This window comes from Pseudooctadecabacter sp. (assembly GCF_020627745.1).
Classification (GTDB): Bacteria; Pseudomonadota; Alphaproteobacteria; order Rhodobacterales; family Rhodobacteraceae; genus Octadecabacter.
In genome coordinates, this window is sequence record NZ_JAHDGE010000013.1 from 1 (window position 1) to 25,716 (window position 25,716).

The 25,716-nt window shown below is 61.5% G+C and carries 25 protein-coding genes; 17 read left to right on the forward strand and 8 right to left on the reverse strand.

What is annotated here, in order from left to right:
• The 4 genes from topA to tldD all read right to left on the reverse strand — a co-directional run.
• On the reverse strand, positions 1-1,271 hold a 1,271-nt coding region (gene topA / locus QZ653_RS07370), incomplete at its 3' end, for a type I DNA topoisomerase (RefSeq protein WP_296419047.1).
• A 122-nt stretch (positions 1,272-1,393) separates the two neighbouring features.
• Entirely contained in the window at positions 1,394-2,530 is a 1,137-nt protein-coding gene (gene dprA / locus QZ653_RS07375) for a DNA-processing protein DprA (RefSeq protein WP_296419048.1), read from the reverse strand.
• 75 nt (positions 2,531-2,605) lie between these two features.
• Positions 2,606-3,085, reverse strand: a complete 480-nt coding sequence (locus tag QZ653_RS07380; RefSeq protein WP_296419050.1) for a hypothetical protein — start codon at positions 3,083-3,085, stop codon at positions 2,606-2,608.
• Positions 3,085-4,506, reverse strand: a complete 1,422-nt coding sequence (gene tldD / locus QZ653_RS07385; RefSeq protein ID WP_296419052.1) for a metalloprotease TldD — start codon at positions 4,504-4,506, stop codon at positions 3,085-3,087. The genes QZ653_RS07380 and tldD overlap by 1 nt, the downstream gene beginning before the upstream one ends.
• A gap of 198 nt (positions 4,507-4,704) precedes the next feature.
• Between tldD and coxB the strand changes: the two genes are divergently transcribed.
• From coxB to QZ653_RS07455, 14 genes are all read left to right on the forward strand, one after another.
• Complete coding sequence (gene coxB / locus QZ653_RS07390; RefSeq protein ID WP_296419054.1) at positions 4,705-5,559, forward strand: cytochrome c oxidase subunit II; 855 nt, start codon at positions 4,705-4,707, stop codon at positions 5,557-5,559.
• A gap of 93 nt (positions 5,560-5,652) precedes the next feature.
• Positions 5,653-6,594 carry a heme o synthase gene (gene cyoE / locus QZ653_RS07395; RefSeq protein ID WP_296419056.1) on the forward strand — a complete coding sequence of 314 codons (942 nt, stop codon included), beginning with the start codon at positions 5,653-5,655 and terminating at the stop codon, positions 6,592-6,594.
• Between the two features lie 3 nt (positions 6,595-6,597).
• A complete protein-coding gene (locus QZ653_RS07400) occupies positions 6,598-6,867 on the forward strand; it encodes a hypothetical protein (protein WP_296419058.1) in 270 nt (89 codons plus the stop codon).
• The gene (locus QZ653_RS07405) at positions 6,867-7,463 is read left to right on the forward strand and encodes a cytochrome c oxidase assembly protein (protein WP_296419059.1); all 597 of its coding nucleotides are present in this window, start codon (positions 6,867-6,869) and stop codon (positions 7,461-7,463) included. The genes QZ653_RS07400 and QZ653_RS07405 overlap by 1 nt, the downstream gene beginning before the upstream one ends.
• A 27-nt stretch (positions 7,464-7,490) precedes the next feature.
• A complete protein-coding gene (locus QZ653_RS07410; RefSeq protein WP_296419061.1) occupies positions 7,491-8,294 on the forward strand; it encodes a cytochrome c oxidase subunit 3 in 804 nt (267 codons plus the stop codon).
• Positions 8,295-8,385: 91 nt separating this feature from the next.
• Positions 8,386-9,063, forward strand: coding sequence for an SURF1 family protein (locus QZ653_RS07415; RefSeq protein WP_296419063.1), 678 nt, complete (start codon positions 8,386-8,388; stop codon positions 9,061-9,063).
• 1 nt (position 9,064) lies between these two features.
• Positions 9,065-10,453: a threonine synthase gene (thrC, locus tag QZ653_RS07420; protein WP_296419064.1), complete on the forward strand. Its 1,389-nt coding sequence runs from the start codon at positions 9,065-9,067 to the stop codon at positions 10,451-10,453.
• Positions 10,450-11,715 carry a M16 family metallopeptidase gene (locus QZ653_RS07425; RefSeq protein ID WP_296419066.1) on the forward strand — a complete coding sequence of 422 codons (1,266 nt, stop codon included), beginning with the start codon at positions 10,450-10,452 and terminating at the stop codon, positions 11,713-11,715. The genes thrC and QZ653_RS07425 overlap by 4 nt, the downstream gene beginning before the upstream one ends.
• Complete coding sequence (locus tag QZ653_RS07430) at positions 11,715-12,299, forward strand: GNAT family N-acetyltransferase (RefSeq protein WP_296419068.1); 585 nt, start codon at positions 11,715-11,717, stop codon at positions 12,297-12,299. The genes QZ653_RS07425 and QZ653_RS07430 overlap by 1 nt, the downstream gene beginning before the upstream one ends.
• A 173-nt stretch (positions 12,300-12,472) precedes the next feature.
• Positions 12,473-13,882 carry an FAD-binding oxidoreductase gene (locus QZ653_RS07435; protein WP_296419069.1) on the forward strand — a complete coding sequence of 470 codons (1,410 nt, stop codon included), beginning with the start codon at positions 12,473-12,475 and terminating at the stop codon, positions 13,880-13,882.
• Positions 13,883-13,940: 58 nt separating this feature from the next.
• A complete protein-coding gene (locus tag QZ653_RS07440; protein WP_296419070.1) occupies positions 13,941-15,179 on the forward strand; it encodes an aspartate kinase in 1,239 nt (412 codons plus the stop codon).
• A complete protein-coding gene (locus QZ653_RS07445; RefSeq protein WP_296419072.1) occupies positions 15,176-15,613 on the forward strand; it encodes a GNAT family N-acetyltransferase in 438 nt (145 codons plus the stop codon). Before QZ653_RS07440 ends, QZ653_RS07445 begins: the two co-directional genes overlap by 4 nt.
• A gap of 75 nt (positions 15,614-15,688) precedes the next feature.
• Positions 15,689-17,929: a phosphoenolpyruvate--protein phosphotransferase gene (gene ptsP / locus QZ653_RS07450; RefSeq protein ID WP_296419074.1), complete on the forward strand. Its 2,241-nt coding sequence runs from the start codon at positions 15,689-15,691 to the stop codon at positions 17,927-17,929.
• Positions 17,930-18,045: 116 nt separating this feature from the next.
• Positions 18,046-18,900 (forward strand): DUF4394 domain-containing protein, encoded by an 855-nt coding sequence (locus QZ653_RS07455; RefSeq protein WP_296419076.1) that lies wholly within the window; start codon positions 18,046-18,048, stop codon positions 18,898-18,900.
• Positions 18,901-18,971: 71 nt separating this feature from the next.
• Here QZ653_RS07455 and QZ653_RS07460 read toward each other — a convergent pair whose 3' ends face one another.
• The 3 genes from QZ653_RS07460 to QZ653_RS07470 all read right to left on the reverse strand — a co-directional run bounded on the left by QZ653_RS07460 (position 18,972) and on the right by QZ653_RS07470 (position 21,754).
• A complete protein-coding gene (locus tag QZ653_RS07460; protein ID WP_296419078.1) occupies positions 18,972-20,348 on the reverse strand; it encodes a DUF3179 domain-containing (seleno)protein in 1,377 nt (458 codons plus the stop codon).
• Positions 20,349-20,428: 80 nt separating this feature from the next.
• Complete coding sequence (locus QZ653_RS07465) at positions 20,429-21,241, reverse strand: EcsC family protein (protein WP_296419080.1); 813 nt, start codon at positions 21,239-21,241, stop codon at positions 20,429-20,431.
• Positions 21,242-21,271: 30 nt separating this feature from the next.
• Positions 21,272-21,754 (reverse strand): GNAT family N-acetyltransferase, encoded by a 483-nt coding sequence (locus QZ653_RS07470; RefSeq protein ID WP_296419081.1) that lies wholly within the window; start codon positions 21,752-21,754, stop codon positions 21,272-21,274.
• Positions 21,755-21,826: 72 nt separating this feature from the next.
• On the opposite strand from QZ653_RS07470, the gene QZ653_RS07475 reads away from it, so the two are divergent.
• On the forward strand, positions 21,827-22,429 hold the full coding sequence (locus QZ653_RS07475; protein WP_296419083.1) for a flavin reductase family protein: 603 nt from the start codon (positions 21,827-21,829) through the stop codon (positions 22,427-22,429).
• Positions 22,430-22,493: 64 nt separating this feature from the next.
• Here QZ653_RS07475 and QZ653_RS07480 read toward each other — a convergent pair whose 3' ends face one another.
• Positions 22,494-24,107 (reverse strand): SulP family inorganic anion transporter, encoded by a 1,614-nt coding sequence (locus tag QZ653_RS07480; protein WP_296419085.1) that lies wholly within the window; start codon positions 24,105-24,107, stop codon positions 22,494-22,496.
• A gap of 166 nt (positions 24,108-24,273) precedes the next feature.
• Here QZ653_RS07480 and QZ653_RS07485 point away from each other — a divergent pair, with 166 nt between their 5' ends.
• Positions 24,274-25,143, forward strand: coding sequence for an S-methyl-5'-thioadenosine phosphorylase (locus QZ653_RS07485; protein WP_296419087.1), 870 nt, complete (start codon positions 24,274-24,276; stop codon positions 25,141-25,143).
• A 37-nt stretch (positions 25,144-25,180) separates the two neighbouring features.
• A complete protein-coding gene (locus tag QZ653_RS07490) occupies positions 25,181-25,711 on the forward strand; it encodes an adenine phosphoribosyltransferase (RefSeq protein WP_296419091.1) in 531 nt (176 codons plus the stop codon).
• Positions 25,712-25,716: the final 5 nt, after the last annotated feature.

The following is a 25,716-nucleotide window of genomic DNA, read 5'->3' on the forward strand; positions in this document are numbered from 1 at the left end:
TCATCGCGGCCTTCTTCGTAGACCCGCAGGAAACCGTCGAACAACACCACCTGACCGGTGGCGCGCAGTTCGACCTGACCATCGCCGCTCGCGATATCCACGGTCGTGCGTTCCATGCGCGCGGCCTCCATCTGGCTGGAGATCGTCCGCTTGTAGATCAGATCATAGAGCTTGCGCTGGTCAGGGTCCGCGATCTTGGCGTCCTCGGCGGACAGGCCCAGATCGGTGGGGCGCACGCATTCGTGGGCCTCTTGCGCGTTCTTGGCTTTGTTCTTATAAATCCGCGGCTTATCGGGCACATACTCCGCGCCGTATTTGTCTTTGATGGCATCACGGGCGGCGGTGACGGCCTCCGGTGCCATGTCGATGCCGTCGGTCCGCATGTAGGTGATCAGGCCTGCCTCATACAAACGTTGGGCCGCGTTCATGGTCATCCGCGCGCCAAAGCCGAACTTGCGCGACGCCTCTTGTTGCAGGGTCGAGGTCATGAACGGCGCGGAGGGGTTGCGGTTTGCAGGTTTGGCCTCAACCGATTTGACGGTCAAATCCCGCGACATCACAGCCTGCTGGGCCAATTCCGCCTGCGTGGCGTTTTCCAGATCAAATTTTTCGAGCTTTTTGCCCGCTAGCACGGTCAAACGCGCCTCAACCTGCTGGTTGCGCGGCGTTTCAAGCTGGGCTTTGACGGACCAGTATTCGCGGTTGTTGAACGCCTCGATCTCCATCTCGCGTTCGACGATCAGACGCAGGGTGACAGATTGCACGCGCCCTGCGGATTTCGCACCGGGCAGGCGACGCCACAACACGGGCGACAGTTTGAAGCCCACCAGATAGTCCAGCGCGCGGCGCGCCAGATAGGCGTCCACCAATGGCTGGTCCACCTGACGGGGATTTTTCATCGCCTCGGTCACGGCGGCTTTGGTAATCGCGTTGAACACCACGCGGCTGACGGGGGTGTCTTTCTTGATCGACTTGCGTTTGCGCAGCGCCTCTTCAAGGTGCCAGCTGATGGCCTCCCCCTCACGGTCGGGGTCGGTGGCGAGGATCAGATTGTTGTCCTCGGCCAGTGCATCTGCGATGGCTTTGATGTGCTTTTTGCTGTCGGAGGCGACCTCCCACTGCATCTCGAAATCATCGTCCGGATCAACAGAGCCGTCCTTGGGCGGCAGGTCACGGACATGGCCGTATGAGGCAAGAACGGTGTAGTCGGACCCCAAATACTTGTTGATTGTCTTGGCCTTAGCCGGAGACTCTACGACAACAACGGGCATGGGAATCCTTCCGAAATTCGAAAATGCAATAAGTCGGCAAGATGTGGGCGCGGTTGCTGAATTGTCAATGGAGGTTCGTTGCGGGGAATTTTCAGCCCCCTGTCACCCCGCTGGATCGGGCCCTAGATCGTCCGTGCGAGGATGCCGCCTGATTGCCGGATCACCTTTCCGTCCAGTTCAAGATCGACAAGTGCGGGTGCGACGGTGTTCGCCGATGCCCCCAAGGCGCGGATCAGCTGATCTTCGGCCAACGGGCCGGGCAACAGACGATCCAGAATAGCATCGTGCAGGGCCGCAATATCGCGCAGGGGGCGGGGGGGCGCCGCAGGTGGCACATCAAGCGGCAGTTCCGGTTCAGAGGGTTTCGGATTGCCCAGATGTTCGATTATGTCCTGTGTGCCGCGGATCAAAGTGGCCCCGTCGCGGATCAACATGTTGCACCCCGCCACGCGCGCATCAAAGGGATGGCCCGGCACGGCCAATACGTCACGGCCCTGATCCAATGCGGTACGTGCGGTGCCCAGACTGCCGGATTTCGCCGCAGCCTCAACCACGACAACCGCCCGAACAAGGCCGGAGATGATACGATTGCGCGCCACAAAATGCCGTGCGCGGGGCTGAAACCCCATGGGTTGGTCGCTAAGACACAGACCGTCACGGGCGATCTGTCGGGCAAGTTCCGCGTTTTCAGCAGGATAAAGGACATCGACCCCCCCTGCGACCACCGCAATTGTGCCGGTGGACAGCGATTTAATATGCGCTGCTGCATCAACCCCGCGTGCCAGACCGGACACGATCGTGAACCCTGCTTCCCCCAGTTCTGCTGCCAGTTTTGACGCCATCCGCGTGCCGAGCGAGGACGCATTGCGCGCGCCGATCAAGGCGACCATCGGCGTGTTCAAAAGATCCGCGCGGCCTGTCATCCACAGCGCCACGGGCGCATCGTCTATATCATAAAGAGATTTGGGAAAGCCCGCCTCGCCCGCGAATACAAGGCGCGCACGCGCCAATCGTCCCGCCTTGAGTTCCGCATGTGCGACGCCTTCAGGACAGGCCCTGTAGCCCGCAATACCAGCATCGGCCGCAATCTGTGGAAGGGCATCAAGGGCGGCGTGTGCCGTTTTGTGTTCATTCAGCAAGCGCCTGTAGGTCGCAGGACCCACCCTGCGCGAGCGCAACAGACGGAGATGGGCAACGCGATCATCTTCCGTGGTGGGTGGGAGTGGGGGGTGAGTAGAAGACGTTTCGTCCAATGTCATCCGTGGCTCCGCCTGTTGCAAAACCAGAATTATGGCAACGAGGTTAACGAAAGGTTAGCGAAAAACCTTAATTTTTCACCATTTATGGGGGGGCTGACGGGGGAAGGCCGCCGGTGCGGTCAGGCGCATGCCGAGCCAGAACAACATCGCCAATTCGGCCCCGAACACGCCCCCGATGACCAACGCCTCGGTCCAAGTGCCCGCGATCAGGCTGTAGATGACGGCCCCGACCGGAACGCCGACACCCACCGCCATCAGCCATCCCGCACGCCCTTGGCGTAATGCCACGCCTGCGGCGGGCAGGGCAACCAACAGTCCCACCCAGGAGATCATCGGAGAATAGAGCGTCATGAACCCGAACCCTTCGAGCACGCTCATGGCAAGCCCCGATGGTCCCAGCACCTGAAGCGCGCTGTGTACGGTCAACAGCGCCGCACCCAGTAGCACAGCGCCGACCAGTGCGGCGACTAAGCCTGCCAGCAAGGGCCGCCACAGCGGCCAGCCCCCCGAAACGGGCACGGTGTGCACCGCAGGCCAGCCGCGCCGAGCCTGCATCAGGCGGCGGCCCCACCCACGGTCAGCCCGCCGATCAACAGCGACGGCTGGCCCACGCCCACGGGCACCCATTGGCCGGCCTTGCCGCAATTGCCGATGCCGGGATCCAGCGCCATATCATTGCCGATGCCCCGGATTTGTTTGAGCGCCGTGGCCCCGTCCCCGATCAGCGTTGCGCCCTTGACGGGCGCGCCGACCTTGCCGTTCTTGACGCGGTAGGCCTCGGTGCAGCTGAACACGAATTTGCCGTTGGTGATGTCCACCTGACCGCCGCCAAAGCCCACGGCGTAAATCCCGTCCTTAAGCCCCGCGAGCATGTCTTTGGGGTCGGCATCGCCGCCCAACATATAGGTGTTGGTCATGCGCGGCATGGGGATGTGGGCGAAACTTTCGCGCCGCCCGTTGCCGGTTGGGTCAACCCCCATCAGACGCGCGTTCTGGCGGTCCTGCATGTAGCCCACCAGCACACCGTCTTCGATCAGCACGTTTTTGGCCGATGGCGTGCCTTCGTCATCCACGGTGATGGACCCGCGCCTGTCGGGGATGGTGCCATCGTCCAGAACGGTCACGCCCTTGGCCGCGACCTGCTGACCCATCAGACCGGCAAAGGCGGAGGTGCCCTTGCGGTTGAAATCCCCCTCAAGCCCATGGCCCACGGCCTCGTGCAGCAAGATACCGGGCCAGCCGGGGCCGAGCAGGACGTCCATGACACCGGCGGGCGCGGGTTCCGCATCAAGGTTCACCAATGCGATGCGCAATGCCTCGCGGGCGACCGGTTGCCAATGGTCGGGGGAGGTCAGGCCGATCAGCCCCGCACGCCCGCCGCCGCCCATGCCGCCGCTTTCACGGCGCCCGTTGTCTTCGACGATGACAGAGATATTGAGCCGCGACATGGGCCGCGTGTCCGTGACCAGCGTGCCCTCGGGCCGCAGGATCAGCACCTCCTGATGGGAGGCCGCCAAGGTGGCGGAAACCTGAACGACCCGCGGGTCGAGGTCGCGACAAAAGGCGTCAATTTCCTTCAGCAGGTCGATTTTCGCAGGAAACGTGGCCTCGGCCATGGGGTCGGCATCGGTATAAAGGACGGTGTTGGTGCCTTTGGGGCCATCGGCAATCGTGCCGCCGCCATCGCCCACAGCCAGCCGGGCTGTGGCCACCGCACGTTTCAGCGCGTGTTCGTCGATGGTGGTGGAATGGGCGTAGCCTGCGACCTCACCGCGTACGGCGCGCAACCCGAACCCTTCGGAGGCGTCGTAGCTGGCGGTGCGGATGCGCCCGTCATCAAAGGCCAGAACCTCGGACCGGCGACGTTCCAGAAACAGCTCCCCGTCATCGGCACCGTCCGTGGCCTCACGCACCAGGGACAAGGCGGTGTCGTGGTCCAGATTCGTTTCAAACGGGCGAAAGGGGTCGTGGGCCATGACAATTCCTGACTGTTTCTCGGATTTGGGTCAAAAAGCGACCGTTTGACACGTCTGGATCGCTTGAGTTGGTGGTCAGGATATGGGATGACCCGCCTCAAATACAATGGGATTCCGAATGGGGGATTCCATCCCGACTGTCCGGGAAACCACCAAGTCGGCGCACAGCCTTGCGCCTAAATAGGGATCGATATGCACATGATGAAGTTTGCAAAACGTTTTGGTCTGGCCGCTGCGGGTGCAGTGGCTGCGGGTGCCGCACAGGCACAGACCGCCATTGAGGACCTCGAGATCGTCGGCGCGCCAACCCCCGGTGCCACCGGGTTTCAGCCCGCCGCAACCGAACTGATGCGCGATCTGGTCTGGCTGGACGGCATGTTGCTGGTCATCATCACGCTGATTTCGCTGTTCGTCACCGGCCTGCTGGCATGGGTCATCCTGCGCTACAACGCCAAGCGCAACCCTGAGCCTGCGACCTTCACCCACAATTCCCCGCTTGAGGTTGCGTGGACGGTGGTTCCGATCGTCATTCTGGTATTCATCGGCGCGTTCTCCCTTCCGGTGCTGTTCAAGCAGCAGGAAATCCCTGAAGGCGACATCAACATCACCGTCACCGGCTATCAGTGGTTCTGGTCCTATGAATACACCGATGAGGACGTGTTCTTCGAAAGCTACATGATTGGCTACAACGAAGGAAACCTGAACGACGATATCATCGCCCAGCTTGAAGAAGCCGGCTATTCCGAGGATGAATTCCGTCTGGCCACCGACACCGCCGTTGTCGTGCCCGTGGGTGCCACTGTTGTGATGACCGTGACGGGTGCCGATGTGATCCACTCCTGGACGATCCCGTCTTTCGGGGTGAAGCAGGACGCCGTGCCCGGTCGTTTTGCCCAGTTGTGGTTCAATGCCGAACGTGAAGGTGTTTATTTCGGCCAGTGTTCCGAACTCTGCGGTAAAGACCACGCCTATATGCCCATCACCGTCAAGGTCGTGGACCCTGCCGTCTACGAAGAATGGCTGGCCGGTGCGAAAGAGGAATTCCCCGCTTAATCGGCGGAAATTGCCGAAGGGCGGGACCAAACCCGCCCTTCGACCGTTACCCTTTTAGGCAGGTCTCGCCCTGCCATTTATCAAAGGACTGACATGACCGACGCCACACACCAGACGCAGACCAATGACGCACAGATGGGCGATTACTTTGCCCTCATGAAGCCGCGTGTCATGCAGTTGGTCGTTTTCACGGCTTTGGTCGGGTTGTTGGTCGCCCCCGTCGGGGTGAACCCCTTTGTGGGCTTCGTCGGCATTTTGTGCATCGCCGTGGGGGCAGGGGCCTCGGGTGCTTTGAACATGTGGTGGGACGCGGACATCGACGCCATCATGAAACGCACGACCAACCGGCCGATCCCGTCGGGGGCCGTGCAGCCAGGTGAGGCGCTGGGCATCGGGCTGGCGCTGTCGTTCTTCTCGGTCATCTTGCTGTTTCTGGCGACCAACGCATTGGCCGCAGGTCTGCTGGCCTTCACCATCTTCTTTTACGCCGTCGTCTATTCCATGTGGCTGAAACGTTCGACCCCGCAGAACATCGTGATCGGTGGTGCGGCAGGGGCCTTCCCGCCCATGATCGGCTGGGCTGTCGCCACGGGCAGCGTGTCGATTGAAAGCGTGTTGATGTTTGCGCTGATCTTCATGTGGACACCGCCCCACTTCTGGGCGCTGGCGCTGTTTGTGAAATCCGACTACGGCAACGCCAATGTGCCCATGCTGACGGAAACCCACGGCCGCAGAACCACCCGCAACCATATTCTGGCCTATTGTGTGCCGCTGGTGCTCGTGGCGCTTGGCCTTGGCTTTACCTCTATTGGCGGGCCCTTCTATCTGGCCGTGGCTTTGGGCCTGAACGCATGGTTCCTCAAGGGGTGCTATGACATCTGGGCCCGCAGCGATGCGGACAGTGAGGCGGACAACCACGCCGTTGAAAAGCACACGTTCAAGGTCTCTCTCTATTATCTGTTCGGCCACTTCGGTGCCCTGCTGGTTGAGGCGCTTTTGCGCGCAAACGGCCTGACAGCTTGGGCGGGGTGGTAAGCCATGGCGATGAAAGTCGAACATGAAATGCACGAACGCCGCAAAGGCCGGAACATGGGCGTTTTCGTTCTGTTGCTTGGCCTGATCGGTATTGTGTTTGGCCTGACCGTTGTGAAGGTCCTTGGCCTGTCTGACATCCGCCAGATGGAACGCTTTGATCACGTGGCCCGCCCGGCACTGGAACCCGGCGCGCTTGAGGCCGCTGAGCGGCGCGCCGCAGAAATTGCCGCCGAGGCCGAAGCCAACGCTGCAACAACAGGGGGCGACAACTGATGTTTAATCCGTTCTCCCGCATCCCCGAAGGCCCGACCCGCACCGCGACCCAAGCGGTGAGCGTGGTGTTCCTGATGGGCGGCCTAGCTTGGGCGTCTGTGCCGTTTTACGACTGGTTCTGCCGCGTCACGGGCTTTGGCGGGGTGACCAACGTGGCCTCTACGGGGTCCGACGTGATCCTTGACCAGACCATCACAGTCCGCTTTGACAGTTCAACCGCGCGGGACATGCCGTGGACGTTCGAACCGGTACAACGCGAAATGGAAGTGCGCATCGGGGAAACAGCGCTGGCCTTTTATGAGGCCACGAACCCCACCGACCAACCCATCGCGGGGTCCGCGTCCTATAACGTCGCCCCCTATGAGGCTGGCGCGTTTTTCGACAAGATCGACTGTTTTTGTTTTGAACAGCAGGTCCTGCAACCGGGTGAAACGATCAACATGCCGGTCACCTTCTTTGTGGACCCTGCCATCGTGGATGACCGCGAAGGACAGTATGTTCATACGATCACTTTGGGATATACGTTCCACCGGAACGACCTTCCCACCGAACAAGCCGCGCTGGACACACCGGCGCAACCGACCGAATTGAATTAAGACCACACTCGTCAAGGGAACAAACGAATGGCCCACGAAAAGAACCACGATTATCACATCCTGCCGCCATCCATCTGGCCGCTGCTGACCGGCGTTGCCGTGTTTGTCATGCTGTTTGGTGCCGTCATCTGGATGGATACGAAAGACAACCCGTACATGTTCCTCATGGGCTTTGCCGGTGTGCTGTACTGTATGTATGCATGGTGGGCCGAGGTTATCGTTGAAAGCCATCAGGGGGATCACACGCCTGTTGTGCGCATCGGCCTGCGCTATGGTTTCATCATGTTCATCATGTCCGAAGTCATGTTCTTTGCCGCATGGTTCTGGTCCTTCTTCAAACACGCGATGTACCCCATGGGGCCACAATCCCCCGCCGTAGACGGCCAGTTCCCCCCTGCGGGCATTGAAACCTTCGACCCATGGCACCTGCCGCTGATCAACACCCTCATCCTGCTGTGTTCCGGCGCTGCCGCCACTTGGGCACACCACGCGCTGGTGCATGAGGACAACAAGGAAGACGTGAAATCCGGCCTGATCCTTGCCGTGATCCTCGGCGTGATCTTCACGATTTTCCAAGCCTATGAATACAGCCACGCAGCCTTCGGCCTTGCCGGCAACATCTACGGCGCGAACTTCTTCATGGCGACGGGCTTTCACGGCTTTCACGTAATCATCGGCACGATCTTTTTGTTCGTGTGTTACCTGCGTGTCCGTCGCGGCCACTTCACTGCCGAAAAGCACATCGGGTTCGAAGCTGCAGCCTGGTACTGGCACTTCGTTGACGTCGTCTGGCTGTTCTTGTTCGCAGCCGTCTACGTCTGGGGCCAGTAAAACAGGCGGGGTCTTGACCTCCGCCAGTTGACAGGGACAAAACGCGCGAGAGCCTTTGCCGCCCTCGCGCGTTTTCCACATTCAGGACCATATGATGCGTAAGCTTCTGTTTCCTCTTCTGATCGGTGCCGGTGGCATCGCGATCCTGCTGTACTTGATGGTGTGGCAGTTGAACCGGCTCGACTGGAAAGAGGGCGTCATCGCCGAGATAGAGGCGCGTCTGGCCGCCGATCCAGTGCCCCTGCCTGAGGCGGTGACACCAGAGGCGGACAACTACCGCACCGTCATTATGCAAGGGTCTGCCACGGGCGAAGAAATCCGGTTTCTGGACAGTGGCACCGCCGCAGGCACCGGCCACCGCATTATTTCCGCGTTTGAAACCCGCGAGGGGCGGCGCGTGATGCTGGATCAGGGCCTGTTGGAAATCAACGATGCCGCAGCGCAAGCCGCCGATCCGCTGACCGACACGGTGACCGTGCAGGGCAATCTGATCTGGCCCGATGACGTGTCCGAACAAGCGCCCGAAGGTGATGAGTGGTACGCCCGCGACGTGGCCGCCATGGCGCAGGCCCTCAACACGGAACCGGTGCTGGTGGTCTTGTCTGCCGCAACCGCCTACGATCCGCGGTTGGCCCCCTTACCGCTGAGCACGCGAAACATCAAAAACGACCATCTGGAATATGCCATCACATGGGGGCTTCTGGCGCTTGTGTGGTTGGCAATGACGATCTTTTACGTGGCGCGCGGGATGCGCCGGAAGGACGACTGAAATGCACTATATTTCAACCCGTGGCACCGCCCCGAAACTGACGTTCGAAGAGGCGATGATGACTGGCCTTGCCCGTGATGGCGGCCTGTATGTCCCCGAAGACATCCCCGGCCTGTCCCACGCACAGATCGCCGCTATGGCGGGTCAATCCTATGAAGACGTGGCCTATGCCGTAATGCGCCCCTTTATTGGCGACACCTTCACCGACGATGAATTCCGGGGCCTGATTGACGCGGCCTATGCAGGGTTCAACCACGCGGCGCGCGCACCCCTGAAACAACTCGACAGCAACCACTTTTTGCTTGAGCTGTTCCACGGCCCCACGCTGGCGTTCAAAGACTTCGCCATGCAGCTGATCGGGCAGATGTTTCAAGCGTCGCTCACGCGGTCCGGCAAGCGCATCACGATTGTCGGGGCCACCTCCGGCGACACGGGATCGGCGGCGATTGAGGCGTTTCGCGGCCTCAGCAACGTGGATGTTTTCATCCTCTTCCCCCATGGTCGCGTGTCCGAGGTGCAGCGCCGCCAGATGACAACGCCCACCGAAGACAACGTGCACGCGCTGGCGCTGGATGGTGATTTTGACGACTGCCAAGCCGCCCTGAAAGACATGTTCAACGATTTCGACTTCCGCGATGGGGTGAACCTTGCCGGTGTAAATTCCATCAACTGGGGCCGCGTTTTGGCGCAGGTGGTCTATTTCTTCACCTCCGCCGTGGCTGTGGGTGCACCGCACCGGCCCGTCAGTTTCACCGTGCCCACGGGCAACTTTGGCGACATTTTTGCAGGCTACATCGCCAAGCGTATGGGGCTGCCCATCGACAAGCTGGTGATTGCCACGAACCAGAACGACATCCTGCACCGGACGCTGGAAACCGGCGCGCAGGTGAAGGAAGGGGTTACGCCCTCCATCAGCCCGTCCATGGACATTCAGGTGTCGTCCAATTTCGAACGCGCCCTGTTTGAAGCCTACGGGCGCGATGGGGTCACGGTGGCCGAACAGATGGATGACCTCAAATCCAAGGGCAGCTTTACGATCAGCCAAGGGGCGATTGACATGCTGCGCGACACCTTCGCCTCTGGCCGCGCGTCCGAGGAGGAAACCTATCATGCCATCACGTCAGAACTGACGCGGTCGGGTGAATTGCTTTGCCCCCATTCGGCCGTCGGCGTACACGTGGCGGACGCCCACCAGTCCGATGTGCCCATGATCACACTGGCCACGGCGCACCCCGCGAAATTCCCCGCCGCTGTGGAAAAGGCCACGGGCATTCATCCCCCCTTGCCGCCGCACATGGCCGACCTGTATGACCGGCCCGAACGCGTTGAACGGGTCCCCAATGATCTGGCCGCGCTGCAAACCCTCATTAAGGAGCGGATCGCCAAGTGACCGTCCAACACCACACGCTGTCCAACGGCTTTCGCATTGTCACAGAACAGATGCCCGGCCTGAAATCGGCCTCCATCGGGATCTGGGTCATGGCAGGCGGGCGGCATGAACGCCCCGACCAGAACGGCATTGCGCATTTTCTGGAACACATGGCGTTCAAGGGCACCCAGCGCCGCAGTGCCTTGCAGATCGCCGAAGAGATTGAGGACGTGGGCGGCTACATCAACGCCTATACCTCGCGTGAGATGACGGCCTATTACGCACGCGTGCTGGAAAATGACGTACCGCTGGCCTTGGACGTGATCGCGGACATCCTGCTGAACCCTGTCTTTGATCCCGCTGAGATCGAGGTAGAACGAGGCGTGATCCTGCAAGAGATTGGCCAGTCCCTCGATACACCTGACGACATCATCTTCGACTGGCTTCAGGAAGAGGCTTTCCCCGATCAGGCGCTTGGCCGCACGATCCTTGGCCCCACCGAACGCGTCAGCAATTTCGCCAAATCCGACCTGAGCGATTTTGTCGGTGAACATTACGGCCCCGACCAGATGATCCTGTCTGCGGCAGGCGCCGTTGATCCGGATGCGCTGTTGGTGCTGGCAGAAAAGCTGTTTGGCCATCTGCCCAGCCGGTCCCAGCCCCATGCGGCAGAGCCTGCGGCCTTTTCGGGCGGCGAACGGCGGGTCGTGAAGGGTCTGGAACAGGCGCATTTTGCACTGGCGTTTGAATCGCCCAACTACCGCGATCCAGGGATTTATGCGGCCCAAATCCACGCCATCGCCATGGGCGGCGGCATGTCGAGCCGCCTGTTTCAGGAACTGCGCGAAAACCGTGGCCTGTGCTACACGATCTTTGCCCAAGCGGGGGCCTACGCCGACACGGGCATGATGACCGTCTATGCGGGCACCTCGGCTGAACAGCTTGGTGAATTGGCAACCTTGACCATGGACGAGTTGAAGCGCGCCGCCGACGATATGACCGCCGAAGAAGTTGCCCGGGCGCGTGCGCAGATGAAGGCGGGGATGTTGATGGGGCTGGAAAGCCCGTCCAACCGCGCCGAACGGCTGGCCCGCATGGTCGCGATCTGGGGTGAGGTCCCCACGATCGACGACACCATCGCGCGCATTGATGCGGTGACCACCGGTGATGTACGCGATTTCGGTGCCGGATTGATCACCGACGCCGGATCGGCGCTGGCGCTTTATGGTCCGGTGGAAGACGCGCCCGCACTTGAGGCGCTGAAGGCGCGACTGGTCGCCTGATGCTTCGGACGCGGCGCAAGGTCCGGCTGGAGACAGAGCGGCTGACGCTGCGGCCCCCGTCCCATGCCGATTTCCGCCAATGGGCCGCGTTGCGACAGGAGTCCGCCGAATTCCTGCAACCGTGGGAGCCCACATGGGCCGGCGATCACCTGACCCGCAAAAGCTTTACAAACCGCGTTTATTGGGCCCAGCGGTCCATCGCCAATGGCACCGCCGTGCCGCTGTTTTTGATCCGTCGCAGTGATGAGAGCGTTTTGGGGGCGATCACGCTGGATCACATCCGCCGTGGCCCCGCGCAGGCGGGCACCACCGGTTATTGGATCGGGGAGGCTTTTGCGCGGCAGGGCTACATGCGTGAGGCCATTGAGGCTGTGGTGCATTATGCCTTCACCACGTTGGATCTGAGTCGTATCGAGGCGGGCTGTCTGCCGGAAAACACGCCCTCACGCGGGTTGCTGGAGAGCTGCGGCTATAAATACGAGGGCGTGGCGCAGGCCTATTTGCAGATCAACGGACGCTGGCGGAACCATGTTCTCTATGCCAATTTGCGTCATGACCGGCGCGGAAAGACCGACGTCGGATAAGGGCGATCTGACGATCGGGTCCTGCGGACGGCGGGGGGCGCCCCTGCGGGGCGCTGGTGGATGTGAGTGGGGTTTCGGTCTAGGTCGGGACGGAGGAGGGGGCGCTGCCCCCCGGCCCTTCGGGTCCGTCCCCCGGGATATTTTTGAGACAAAGAGACAAGGAGCGTGCGGCTATGGAAACCCTGTCATCTGCAACGGGTGCTGTGTTGGAGCGGATCAGGGCGGCGTTGCCCGAGGCGGCGTTTCAGGCTGAGACGGCCGCGTTCCTGGAAGAGCCGCGGGGCCGGTGGCGCGGGCAGGGTGTGGTGGTGTCGCCTGCCTCTGTGGATGAGGTGTCTGCCTTGATGGCGGTTTGTCATGCGGCGCGGGTGCCCGTGGTGCCCTATTCCGGCGGGACCGGTTTGGTTGGTGGGCAGCTGTCGGAGAGCGGTGCGGTGCCTGTGGTTCTGTCGTTGGCGCGGATGGCGCGTATTCGCGCGGTTCATGCGGATGAGAACGTAATCGAGGTTGATGCGGGCGTCATTTTGGCGGATGTGCAGCGGGCGGCGGCGGATGTGGGGCGGTTGTTTCCCCTGTCGCTTGCGTCCGAAGGGTCGGCGCGGATTGGCGGGCTTATGGCCACAAACGCGGGCGGGTTGAATGTGATCCGTTATGGCAATGCGCGCGCGCAATGTCTGGGGTTGGAGGTTGTTCTGGCCGATGGCACGATCTGGAACGGGATGAGCCGGTTGCGCAAAGACAACACCGGGTATGATCTGCGCGATCTGATGATCGGATCCGAGGGGACATTGGGGATCATCACCGGCGCATCGCTGCGCATGATGCCGCGTCCGGCAGAAGAGGCAACGGCGATGTTCGTGGTCCCATCGCCGCGCGCGGCAGTGTCGCTGCTGGGGGTGGCGGGCGCGCGTTTGGGCGAGGTGATCAGCGGGTTCGAATTGATCCATCGGCAAGGGTTTGATTTTCTGGATGAAACGGGCCTGAGCTATCATGCGCCTTTCGCCCAAACGCCGGAATGGTCGGTCTTGATGAAGGTCGGGATGGGGGCGGGCAGCGACCCGACGGACGCGCTGGCAGGGGTGTTCGAGGCGGCGGGTGAGTTGGTTCTTGATGGTGTGATTGCGCAGTCCCAACAGCAGGCAGACAACCTTTGGACGATCCGCGAGATGATCCCCGAAGGCAACCGGCGGATCGGGTCGGTGTCGTCCCACGACATATCCGTGCCGATTTCCTGCGTGCCGGAGTTTATTGACCGCGCGCCCGCTTTGCTGGCCGAAATCGACACCTTCCGCATCAATTGTTTCGGCCATCTGGGCGACGGCAACCTGCACTACAACGTATTCCCGATGCCCGGAAAAACCCGTGCGGATCACGAGCATCAACGTGATGCGGTCAAGACGACTGTGCATGATCTGGCGGCGTCCCTTGGCGGGTCCGTCAGTGCAGAACATGGCATCGGGCGGCTGAAGGTGGGCGATCTGGAAACCTATGCCGATCCCGCCAAACTGACGATGATGCGCGCGATCAAGCAGGCGTTGGACCCGCGTGGCATCCTCAACCCTGGTGCGGTTTTGCGGGCCTGACCTTGCGTCCATGGCCCCCGCAGAATAAAGGGGGCGCGAACATGCGACAGGGAAGACTATGCCAGTTCTGGTGATGAAATTCGGCGGCACATCGGTCGCCACATTGGACCGCATCAAACGCGCCGCCAAACGGGTGGGCGTCGAGGTTGCCAAGGGCTACGACGTGATCGTCATCGTGTCCGCGATGTCGGGCGAAACCAACAAGTTGGTGGGCTTTGTGGGCGAAACATCGCCCCTGTACGATGCGCGCGAATATGATGCGGTGGTGTCGTCGGGTGAGAACGTGACCGCGGGTCTGATGGCGCTGACCCTGCAGGAAATGGACGTCCCGGCGCGCAGCTGGCAGGGCTGGCAGGTGCCGGTCAAAACCACCTCCGCCCATTCCTCCGCCCGGATTGAGGAAATCCCCACGGACAACATCATGGCCAAATTCGGTGAGGGCATGAAGGTGGCCGTCGTCGCGGGCTTCCAAGGGGTCAGTCCCGAGGGCCGGATCACCACGCTGGGGCGCGGCGGGTCCGATACGACTGCTGTGGCTTTTGCGGCGGCCTTCGAGGCGGAACGCTGCGACATTTATACGGACGTCGATGGCGTCTACACCACCGATCCGCGTGTGACCGACAAGGCCCGCAAGCTTGATAGAATCGCGTTTGAGGAAATGCTGGAATTGGCGTCCTTGGGGGCCAAGGTGTTGCAGACACGGTCGGTCGAACTGGCCATGCGGTACAAGGTGCGCCTGCGCGTGCTGTCATCATTTGAAGAACAATCCGACGAGGCCGGAACCCTCGTTTGTGCGGAGGAAGAGATTATGGAATCCAACGTGGTGGCCGGTGTGGCCTTCAGCCGTGACGAAGCAAAGATGACGCTTATTTCTGTGGCGGACCGCCCCGGCATTGCCGCTGCGATCTTTGGTCCGCTGTCTGAGGCGGGGGTGAATGTCGATATGATCGTGCAGAACATCTCGGAAGAGGGGCGGACGGATATGACGTTCTCTTGCCCTGTCGATCAGGTGGCGCGCGCCGAAAAGGCGATGGAAGAGGCCAAGGCCGCAGGCAACATCAATTTCCATGATCTGGTGGCCGATCAGAACGTGGCGAAAGTGTCGATCGTGGGCATCGGCATGCGGTCCCACGCAGGCGTTGCGGCCAAGATGTTCGAAACCCTGCGCGACGAAGGCGTCAACATCAAGGTGATCACCACCTCTGAGATCAAAGTCAGCGTGTTGATCGACCGCAAGTATATGGAACTGGCCGTGCAGGCCCTTCACGATGCCTTTGGGCTCGACCGCGCGGCATGATTGTCCGGCCTGTCACGCAGGCGGACAGGTCCGCTTGGGACGCGCTTTATGCAGATTACGCGGCCTTTTATGATGCCGCACAAACCCCGCAAATGCGCGCGCGGGTCTGGGATTGGATCATGGACCCAGCCCATGAGGTCGACGGGCTGGTCGCTGATGCGGATGGCACCTTGATCGGGTTTGCCCATATCCGGCCCTTTGCAAGGCCCCTTGCGTCCACTACGGGCCTTTTTCTGGATGATCTGTTCGTGGCGGAAACCGCCCGTGGCACAGGGGCTGCACAGGCCTTGATTGAGGCTGTGCGCCAGCACGCCGAGGACGCGGGCCATACCTCTGTGCGGTGGATGACAGCCCATGACAATGTCCGTGCGCGCAAGGTTTATGATCAGGTCGCAGCCCCGATCCCTTTTACGACCTACGATATGGACGTCTGACGCAAAGGCGTACAATCCATGATTGCGGGGGCCAGTTTGCGCAGATAGTCTGGCGGCGAGGACACGAGGAACACCATGCCAGCCAGTTTTGAGACCGAAAGCCGCAAACTGCTCGGCCGTCTCCGCGATGTCATGGCATCGGGGGGCGAAGGGCAGGCGCGTTTGGACGAAATCGTGCGTCTGATCGCATCGTCCATGAAAGCCGAGGTCTGTTCGATCTATCTGTTCCGTGACGCCGAAACGCTGGAACTTTGCGCCACCGAAGGGTTGGAGCAGGAGGCCGTGCACCAAACGCGGATGCGTCTGGGGGAAGGTCTGGTGGGCCGCGTGGCGACCACCAAACAGGTGGTAAACACCGCCGATGCCCCTGCCGCGCGCGGGTTCCGCTATATGCCCGAGACAGGCGAAGAACGGTATTCCAGCTTCTGTGGTATTCCCGTCCAGCGGTTGGGCACCACCATGGGCGTTTTGGTTGTGCAAAGCCGCGCCAGCCGCGAATTTACCGCAGATGAGGTTTACGCGCTTGAGGTTGTGGCCATGGTTCTGGCCGAGATGACCGAACTGGGCGCTTTTGTGGGGGAGGGCGCTGCCCTCAAGGCGCGCCATCAGGAACCGGTCATGTTCCGGGGCAATGTGGGACAGGAAGGGGCCGCAGGGGGCAACGTCTATCTGCACGAACCCCGTGTGGTCGTGACCAATGTGATCGCCGATGACCCCGAGGCCGAACTGGCCCGCCTGCGCGAGGCCGTCGATACCCTGCGGGTGTCTGTGGATGATATGCTGACCCAGACGACGACGGTGAATAGCGACCAAAAACAGGTGCTTGAAGCCTACCGCATGTTCGCCAATTCACGCGGCTGGATGCGCCGGATGGAGGCCGACATCGCCCAAGGCCTGTCGGCTGAGGCCGCCGTGGAAAAGGAACAATCGCTGGCGCGCAACCGCATGGGGCAGGCCGACAGCTATCTTCGGGACCGGCTGCACGATCTTGATGATCTGTCCAACCGCCTGTTGCGCATCCTGACGGGGCAGGGGTCGGATACGGGCGCTGAAATGCCCGCCAACCCTGTGCTGGTGGCGCGCAATATCGGCCCGGGTGAACTGTTGGACTATGGCAAAGCGCTGAAAGGAATTGTTCTTGAAGAAGGCTCTGTCGGGTCGCACGCGGCCATTGTAGCGCGGGCTTGGGCAATCCCGCTGGTGATCCGCGCCCAAGGCATCACGACCGAGGCCCTGAACGGCGATCCGATCCTTGTGGACGGGGAACAGGGCATTGTGCACCTGCGTCCGGACGAACAGGTGCAATCGGCCTTCAAAGACAAAATCGCCATGCAGACCGAGGCGCAGCTACGCTACGCCAGCATCCGCGATCTGCCCGCGCAGGCGCGGTGCGGGTCGGTGGTGTCTTTGCACATGAACGCAGGCCTGATGGCGGATTTGCCGTCGTTGGAAAATTCCGGTGCCGAAGGCGTCGGGCTGTTCCGCACGGAACTGCAGTTCCTCGTGCGCAGCCAGATGCCCCGCCGCGCTGAATTGTCGGCGCTTTATTCACGGGTCATGGATGCAGCCCAAGGCCGCCGCGTTGCCTTTCGCACCTTGGACATCGGGTCGGACAAGGTGCTGACCTATATGAAGCCCAACGATGAACCCAACCCCGCCATGGGCTGGCGCGCAATCCGTGTAGGTCTGGAAAAGCCCGGCGTGCTGCGCATGCAGTTGCAGGCGCTGATCCGGGCGGCCAACGGGCGGCCCTTGACGGTGATGTTTCCCTTTGTGGCCCAATTGGAGGAATTCCGGCTGGCCCGTGCGGAATTCGACAAGGCGATGGAACGCGAACGCATTCTGGGCCATCCGCTGCCAGCGTCGGTGGAAATCGGCGCGATGCTGGAGACCCCCAGCCTCGCCTTTGCACCGGATGTGTTCTTTCAGGAGGTCGATTTTATCTCCATCGGGGGCAATGACCTTAAACAATTCTTCTTTGCGGCGGACCGTGAAAACGAACGGGTGCGCCGCCGCTATGACACCCTGAATGTCAGTTTCCTGACCTTCTTGGAAAACCTGATCGCGCGCTGTCACGCCCATAACACCCCCGTCAGCTTTTGCGGGGAAGACGCAGGCCGCCCGATTGAGGCCGTGGCCTTTGCCGCCCTCGGGTTGCGCAGCCTGTCCATGCGTCCGGCGTCCATCGGGCCGGTCAAACACCTGCTGCGGCGGCTGAACCTCGATGATGTGCGCGATGTCATCCACGAGGCGCGCGTGCGGGGCGACATGTCCGTGCGCAGCGCCATCAGCGACCATCTGCGCGAACAGATTTAGCCTTCGCTGCAAATTTATTTTGCGCGCGCTGAAACTCTCGGCGGCGGAGGTCCGTGTCTTCCTGCATACCGCCCCAAGGATTGGGGACCGGATGACACAGTCTTGAAAGGACTCACATGTTTACGCGCCTTATGACAACCACCGCCGCCCTGACCTTGACCGCTGGTATTGCTGCCGCAGACGGCCACGCCTCAACCATGGGCTACGCCCTTGCCAATGACGGTATGACACTGGTGACGATGGACAGCATCGCCGCCCCGGCTGAGGCACAGATGTTCGATCTGGCACAAAAGGTCGACGCCATTGCCTATCGTCCGGTAACGGGCGATCTGTTGGGCTACACCAATGGCGCGATTTTCAAGATCAACCCTGCGACCGGCGAATTGACCGATCTGGGCGCGGCCTTTGCCGATGACGCCATGATCATGGAAGGTGCAACCGTCGCCTTTGATTTCAACAATGCGATTGATGCGGTCCGCGCTGTGGCGACATCGGGTGAGAACCTTGTCTATTTCCCCGAAGGCTTCGGTGACAATGACGAGCGTGCCAATTCGGTGCTGCGGTTCACCGATCTGGCCTATGCAGAGGGCGACGTGAACGCCGATGTCACACCAGGCGTCTATGCAAACGCCTACACCAACGCCATTGCCGGTGCGACCGCCGAAAGCACTTTTCAGTATGCGCTGGACTACAACGCCAATGCCTTGATTTCACTGGCCAACAATGCCGGCACGTTGGAGACGGTGGCTTACGTGACCGTAGACGGCGAGACCGTTGATCTGTCCTCCATGGGTGGGTTCGACATCGTGTCGCCCGAGGTCGGGACCGACGCGGCCTATGCCATCTTGCAGATGGACGGCGCTGAGACCGCTGGCCTTTATGCCATCGACCTTGAAAGCGGTGCGGCCACGTTGCTGAGCGATCTTGGGATGGGTGGCATCACCAGCTTTGCCGTTTCCATGGGGATGTAATCCTCACTGGATAGAGGCGGGGGAACCCGCCTCGGATGGCGGCGCAACTGGGGAGGGTGCGCCGCCATTTTCTATGGCATCCACAGCGCCGTATCAGGATGGAACTGTGACCACGCAAACCAGAAGGCCTGATGCGATCCAAGGTCTTCGCCGTCCTGCCCCACGGCGCGAATGCCGCCCGCGTCCAGCGCCAGGCGCACGTTTTCAAATGTCACCTCCGCACCCGATTGCAACGCCAACTGTGCTGCACCCCGTTCAAACGCCACCGGCGTACCAGAGGCTGTGACCACGCCGATCACGTCATCCTGCACGGCCAATCGCGGGTCCACATCGCCCACCGGAAAGATCGGCCCGTCTGCATCGCGTCCGTTGCGAAAGTCAAAATCGCGGCCCAAGGCCAGGTCTTCGACCAAAACCGTGGTGTCCGGATGCGCCTCTTTCCATGCGCCCCATGTGGTCGTCAGAACGGTCGCTTGGTCCAGCACGACACCGGCTTCAGCCAAGGGGCCTGTCACGGCGCGGCCCAGAAAGGTGTCAAACACCGACCACGTCGCGCGGTCATACATGACCTTGTTGGACCGGATCAAAAGGCCCGAGGTGCGCAGCACGGGGCGGGTCACAGCACCCGGCACATCATCTGTGAAATAGGCCTGCATGGCGCCACACAGCGTACAATAGGGGATGCCCAGATCACGCCCGCCCAAGGTGTCGTTCACCATCTCGCGGACTTCCATGATCTGGCGCGGATAGGCGCGGGCCTCCCCGTTGATTTCAATGCCGAAGACGACGTCATCCTCATCCAGCCACGTGGCCTCGGCTGCGGTTTCCACCTCAGGGTTGTCGACGGCGGGGATGCAATTGCACAGCTCATCCATGCCAAAAGGGCGGTCATCAATCAGCACACCACCCCAGCTGACCATGCGCCAGTCAATGTCGCCTTCCACAAAAATGCGGTCCCAGCCGGGCACGAAATGGGTGAAAATCCCGCGTTTGTGGGCCAGATAACCGGGGTAGGCGGGGATGTCCCATGCGATCAGGTGGTTCGTCAGTTCGTCCCAGCGGCGAAAGGCCGTGTATTCAATGCCCAGCAGGTCGGCTGCGGCCTGCGCCAGCGCATCGTCAAAATCGCGCCGCCATGTGAACCGCATCATGTCGCTGATCAGCCACGCCAGACGGGGGTCACCTGCGGCCACGATATCGGCCAAAGCCTCTTCCTGGTTGGTGGTCCACAACGACTGGGCGAGGCTTTCGACAAAGACGACGGCCACGGCCTGTTGCAGATCGGGGGACAAGTCGCCGGTCGGAATGGCGGGCGGCGTGCCGAATTCGGCAATGACATAATCCGGCAGATCGGCCTGCGCGCTGGCGGCCTGCGGCCCGATGAGGGCGAGGCCCAAAAGCGATACATCCAAAAGCGTGCGAAACCGGGAACGGGTAGGGCGGGACATCAAAACAACCTTTCGATCAGGACTGCGCGCACCATCACCGATCACACGCTCGCGCGCCAATCAAACTCTCGTCAGTCTGTTCAGATGCGCGACACCGGCGCGGGTTTGATCCTTGCCAGCTCTTCGTGAAAGGCATCCTCGACCGCATCGGCCCCGTGTTCGCGCGCAAGGGCACGCAGACCGAAGTGGACATGGGCCAAATCGGTGTAATAGCTGACAAAGGTGTAATTTGTGCCCGCCCCTGCCGCGGCCCCCAGAAGAGGCACCGTCTGGCTGGCCAGCTTCTGGCCAAGCACGGTTGCAAAGCGGGGGGCGACCCGACTGATCAAGGCATTGATGGCACTGCCGGACAGTCCAAGCCGTGCGCCGATAAAGGTGGTGTCGACTCCGTCATCCTCACCCCCGGGTCCGCCCTTGCCGAACACATGCAGGCATTGGGCGCGGGTTTCGGCGGACATGGGATCCTCGCCGTGATGTTCTGCAATTTGCTGAACTGCGCGGAAAATGACCGTCGTGGCCAGCGGCAATTCAGCAAGCGCGGTCGGCAATCCACCCAGTCCACCCAATGCGCCCGAGACCGAGGCCAGCGCCTTGTGCGCGCGGTCCGTCGCGACCAGACGGCCCAATCCGCCCTGCGTGCGACCCGCCGCGTCATAACTGCTGCGTAAGGCGCGGGTGGCGGCCCCGTCTAGGCGCGCCCGCGCGTAAGACGGCAACAGCTTCATCCCGTCCTCAACCTGGCCGCCCAGGTAGGTGATCAATTGCATCATGATGCCGGATGCGTCCTGTTGGCGTTTGGCGATGGCCCTGATTGCGTCGCGCGCTTGAGGCGTCAACGGAGCAGGGGAGGTGTCGGAGAGAGCGTCGTGCGGCGGGGTGGGTTGGGATGTCATAATCTATATTTGGGGGCGGGGGCCGTGTTTTCAATCCGGCAATGCCTCAAGCCGTTTGCGCACGCGGCCCCGGATACCAGCCCACGGGCCGAACCCAAGAACACGGTCGGGATTTGTGGGCGCAGGCATCACGACCCCATTCAGCCGCCGGAACCCGAAGCGTTCGTAATAGGGCGCGTCCCCCACCAGCAACACGCGCGGCCATCCGGCCCCGCCTGCACGCGCGAGCACATCACGGATCATCAGTCCGCCCAGCCCTTCGCCCTGACGGGTGGGGTGAACGGCGACGGGGCCCAGCAACAGCGCGTCGTGGTCCTCCACCCGGATCGGCCAGCACCGGATGGCACCGCCGACGATGTCGCCGTCCCGAATGACACTGCAAAAGGCGGGAACCGGAGGGACCTCATCGCGGAGCCGGTAGGACGACAGCGCCTTGCGACCGGGGGCAAAGCACAGATCGTATAATGATTCGACCTGTGGCGTGTCGGCGTCGGTTTCAGGCGTCAGTTCCATGAACTTGGTTGAACCGATGTTTCACCCGCATTGCAATGGGGTTATCACGAGGCACGCAACCGGAGCCCCGCGATGTTCTATGAACCCAAAGACGGCCATGGCCTGCCGCACAACCCGTTCAACGCCGTTGTGGCCCCGCGCCCCATTGGCTGGATTTCCACCCGTGGGGCGGATGGTGCGGATAATCTGGCGCCCTATTCGTTCTTTAACGCCGTGGCTTACGTGCCGCCGCAGGTGATGTTTGCATCGACCTCTGCCAAAGAGGATCGCGGGGATACGAAGGATTCGGTGGCCAACATCCGCGAAACGGGCGTCTTTACGGTCAATATCGTCGAATACGCCATGAAGGATGTGATGAACCGGTCCAGTGGCCCGTGGGCACGCGATGTGGATGAGTTTGATGATGCGGGGATCGCAAAGGCCGCGTGTCAGACGATTGATTGCGCCCGCGTGGCGGATGCGCCGGCGGCTTTGGAATGCCGGATGACCCAGATCGTGAAGATCGAAGGGGAAGCGAATTTTGTGGTCTTCGGGGAGGTCACGGGCGTCCATCTGCGCGACGATTGCATGATGGAGGGCAAGTTCGATGTGACCCGTTTCACGCCACTGGCGCGGATGGGGTATCAGGACTACACCGCCGTGCGCGAGGTGTTCCCCCTCAAACGGCCCGAATAGGATCGGCGGGGCGGGACTGTTTGGCCCTGCGGCCCAAAGGCGCCCGCCCACCGACCCGTTTGGTTTAATGCCCGCCGATGATGCCCGTACGCACTGAATAATCCACGGCGATTTCGTAGTCGGGGTCATCGTCGCTGTCGACCACAAGGTGTCCGGCTTTCGACAGCAATGCGTGACAGTCGCGGGTCAGATGGCGCAGTTGCACGGCTTTGCCCTGTTCTTCGTATTTGGCGGCCACGGCCTCAATCGCCTGAAGCGCCGATTGGTCGGCCACGCGGCTGCCTTCAAAGTCGATGATCACGGTTTTGGGGTCTGCTTCGACCTGAAACAGTTCCATGAACCCGTCGGAGGAGCCGAAGAACAAGGGGCCATTGATTTTATAGACCTTCGCGCCTTCAGGCGTGGTGTAGGTGCTGGCGTAGATGCGTTTCGCGTTCGACCAGGCGTAGGCCAAGGCGGACACGATGACACCCACGACCACGGCGGTGGCAAGGTCTGTCATCACGGTGACGATTGTGACCAGAACGATGACGAAGGCATCGGTGCGTGGCACCTTGGTCATGATCTTGAAGCTGTTCCACGCAAAGGTGCCGATCACGACCATGAACATCACGCCGACCAAGGCGGCCAGCGGGATTTGTTCGATCAGGCCGGAGGCGAACAGGATGAACGCCAGCAAAAACAGGGCCGCGACCGTGCCCGCGATCCGTGTGCGACCACCGGATTTCACGTTGATCATGGACTGGCCGATCATCGCACAGCCGCCCATGCCGCCAAAGAAACCGGTGACCGTGTTGGCCACACCTTGGGCGATACATTCCTGGCTCGCGCCGCCGCGTTTGCCGACGATTTCGCCCACAAGGTTCAGGGTCAGCAGGCTTTCGATCAGGCCGATGGCAGCCAGTATCAGCGCGTAAGGCAGGATAATGTAGAACGTCTCGAGCGTGAACGGCACGGCCGGAATGTGGAACGGTGGCAGGCCGCCTTCGATGCTGGCAAGATCGCCCACCAGCGGCACATCCAGACCCAAGGCGATGACCAGAATGGCCACGATGCCGATGCCCGCCAAAGGCGCGGGGATCAGGTTGGTGACACGCGGCCAGACCCAGATGATCGCCATGGTCAGTGCCGTCAGCGCCAACATCAGATAGAGTTTCGACCCGGACAGCCATTCACCGCCCGACACGCCGTGTCCCGTGACCTCGCCCGATCCGGGCACCTGGAATTGTGTCAGCTGGGCCAGGAAAATCACGATCGCCAGACCGTTCACAAAGCCCAACATCACCGGATGCGGCACCAGACGGATGAATTTGCCCCAGCGCATGAACCCGACGATAAGCTGGATAATCCCCATCAGGACCACCGTCGCGAACAGGTATTCAACCCCGTGGACAGCCACCAGCGACACCATCACGACCGCCAAGGCCCCCGTGGCACCGGAAATCATCCCCGGACGCCCCCCGATCAGCGCTGTGATCAGACCGACAATGAACGCCGCATACAGCCCGACCAGCGGTTCCACCCCGGCCACAAAGGCAAAGGCCACGGCCTCTGGCACCAAGGCCAGTGCCACGGTCAGACCGGAGAGAACCTCAATCCTGAGCCGGTCAGGCGTCAGATTGCGGGACGAAGGCTTCAGATCGGCGTCTTCAAGACGACCGACGAGATTGGCGAACATGGATTGACGCAACGGATCACCTAAGAAAGTTGAGGGGTGTTTTCGGGCCGTGTACCGGAGGCGCGCAGGCATGTCACCCCCCGCAGCGGAGCGGCAATGGTCTGTTGCGTCTTCACAAGCCCTGCATCACACGGCTAGGTTGCGACAAGGTTAAGGCAGGATGCATATGCAGACGAAAATCGGAATTATCGGCGGGTCGGGGCTTTATGACATTGACGGGTTGCACGATGCGGCGTGGCAAACGGTGGAAACACCGTGGGGTGCGCCGTCGGACCAAATCCGCACCGGCACGTTGAACGGGACGCCAATGGCGTTTCTGCCGCGTCACGGGCGCGGTCATGTGCATTCACCCTCAACCGTGCCCTACCGCGCCAATATTGATGCGCTTAAACGGTTGGGGTGTACGGATATCATTGCCGTCAGCGCCTGCGGGTCGTTTCGGGACGACATGGCACCGGGGGATTTTGTGATCGTCAGCGATTTCATCGACCGCACCTTCGCGCGCGAAAAATCCTTTTTCGGCACCGGCTGCGTGGCGCATGTCAGTGTGGCCCATCCGGTCTGCGCGCGCCTTGGCGATGCCGCAGAGGCCGCTGCCCGTGCCGCCGGTGTCACCACACACCGCGGGGGCACCTATCTGGCCATGGAAGGCCCGCAATTTTCCTCCGTCGCAGAAAGCCGGCTCTACCGCGATGTCTGGGGTTGCGATGTGATCGGGATGACCAATATGCCTGAGGCGAAACTCGCCCGTGAGGCTGAGATCTGCTATGCCTCCGTCGCGATGATCACGGATTATGACAGCTGGCATCCGGATCACGGGACCGTTGATATCTCAGATATTATAAAGACTTTGGGCGGCAACTCGGCGGCGGCGAAAACCATGGTCGCGGATATTCCCGCCCGTCTTGGCCGCGACCGTGCCCCGTGCCCGTGTGGCTGCGACCGCGCGTTGGAGCATGCCATTATGACAGCCCCCGACGCCCGCGATGCAGCGCTGGTTGCCAAACTCGACGCTGTTGCAGGCCGCGTGCTGTGATCTGCGTACCACGCCCCACCCGAACAAGGACCGCCCCATGAAAACCGTTCAGGATTATATCCGCACGATCCCCGATTTCCCCCATGAGGGGATCATGTTCCGCGATGTCACGACGCTCTTTGCCGACCCGCGCGGGTTTCGGATGGCGGTGGATCAGTTGCTGCATCCCCATGCGGGCGCGGACATTGATGTGGTTGTCGGGCTTGAGGCACGGGGGTTCATTCTTGGCGGGGCAATTGCGCACCAGCTGGGGAAGGGCTTCGTGCCGATCCGCAAGAAGGGCAAGCTGCCGGGCAAGACCATCGAACAGGCCTATACGCTGGAATACGGTGAGGCCGTGATGGAACTGCACGACGACGCGATTGAGGCGGGGGCCAAGGTGCTGGTGGTCGACGATCTGCTGGCCACGGGTGGCACCGCAGAGGCGGGGATCAAGTTGATCGAACGATTGGGCGGGGTCGTCGTGGGCTGCGCCTTCGTGATCGACCTGCCGGACTTGGGCGGCCGCAAGAAACTGGAAGGGATGGGGATGGACGTCCACATCCTGTGTGAATTCGAAGGCGACTAGCCCGC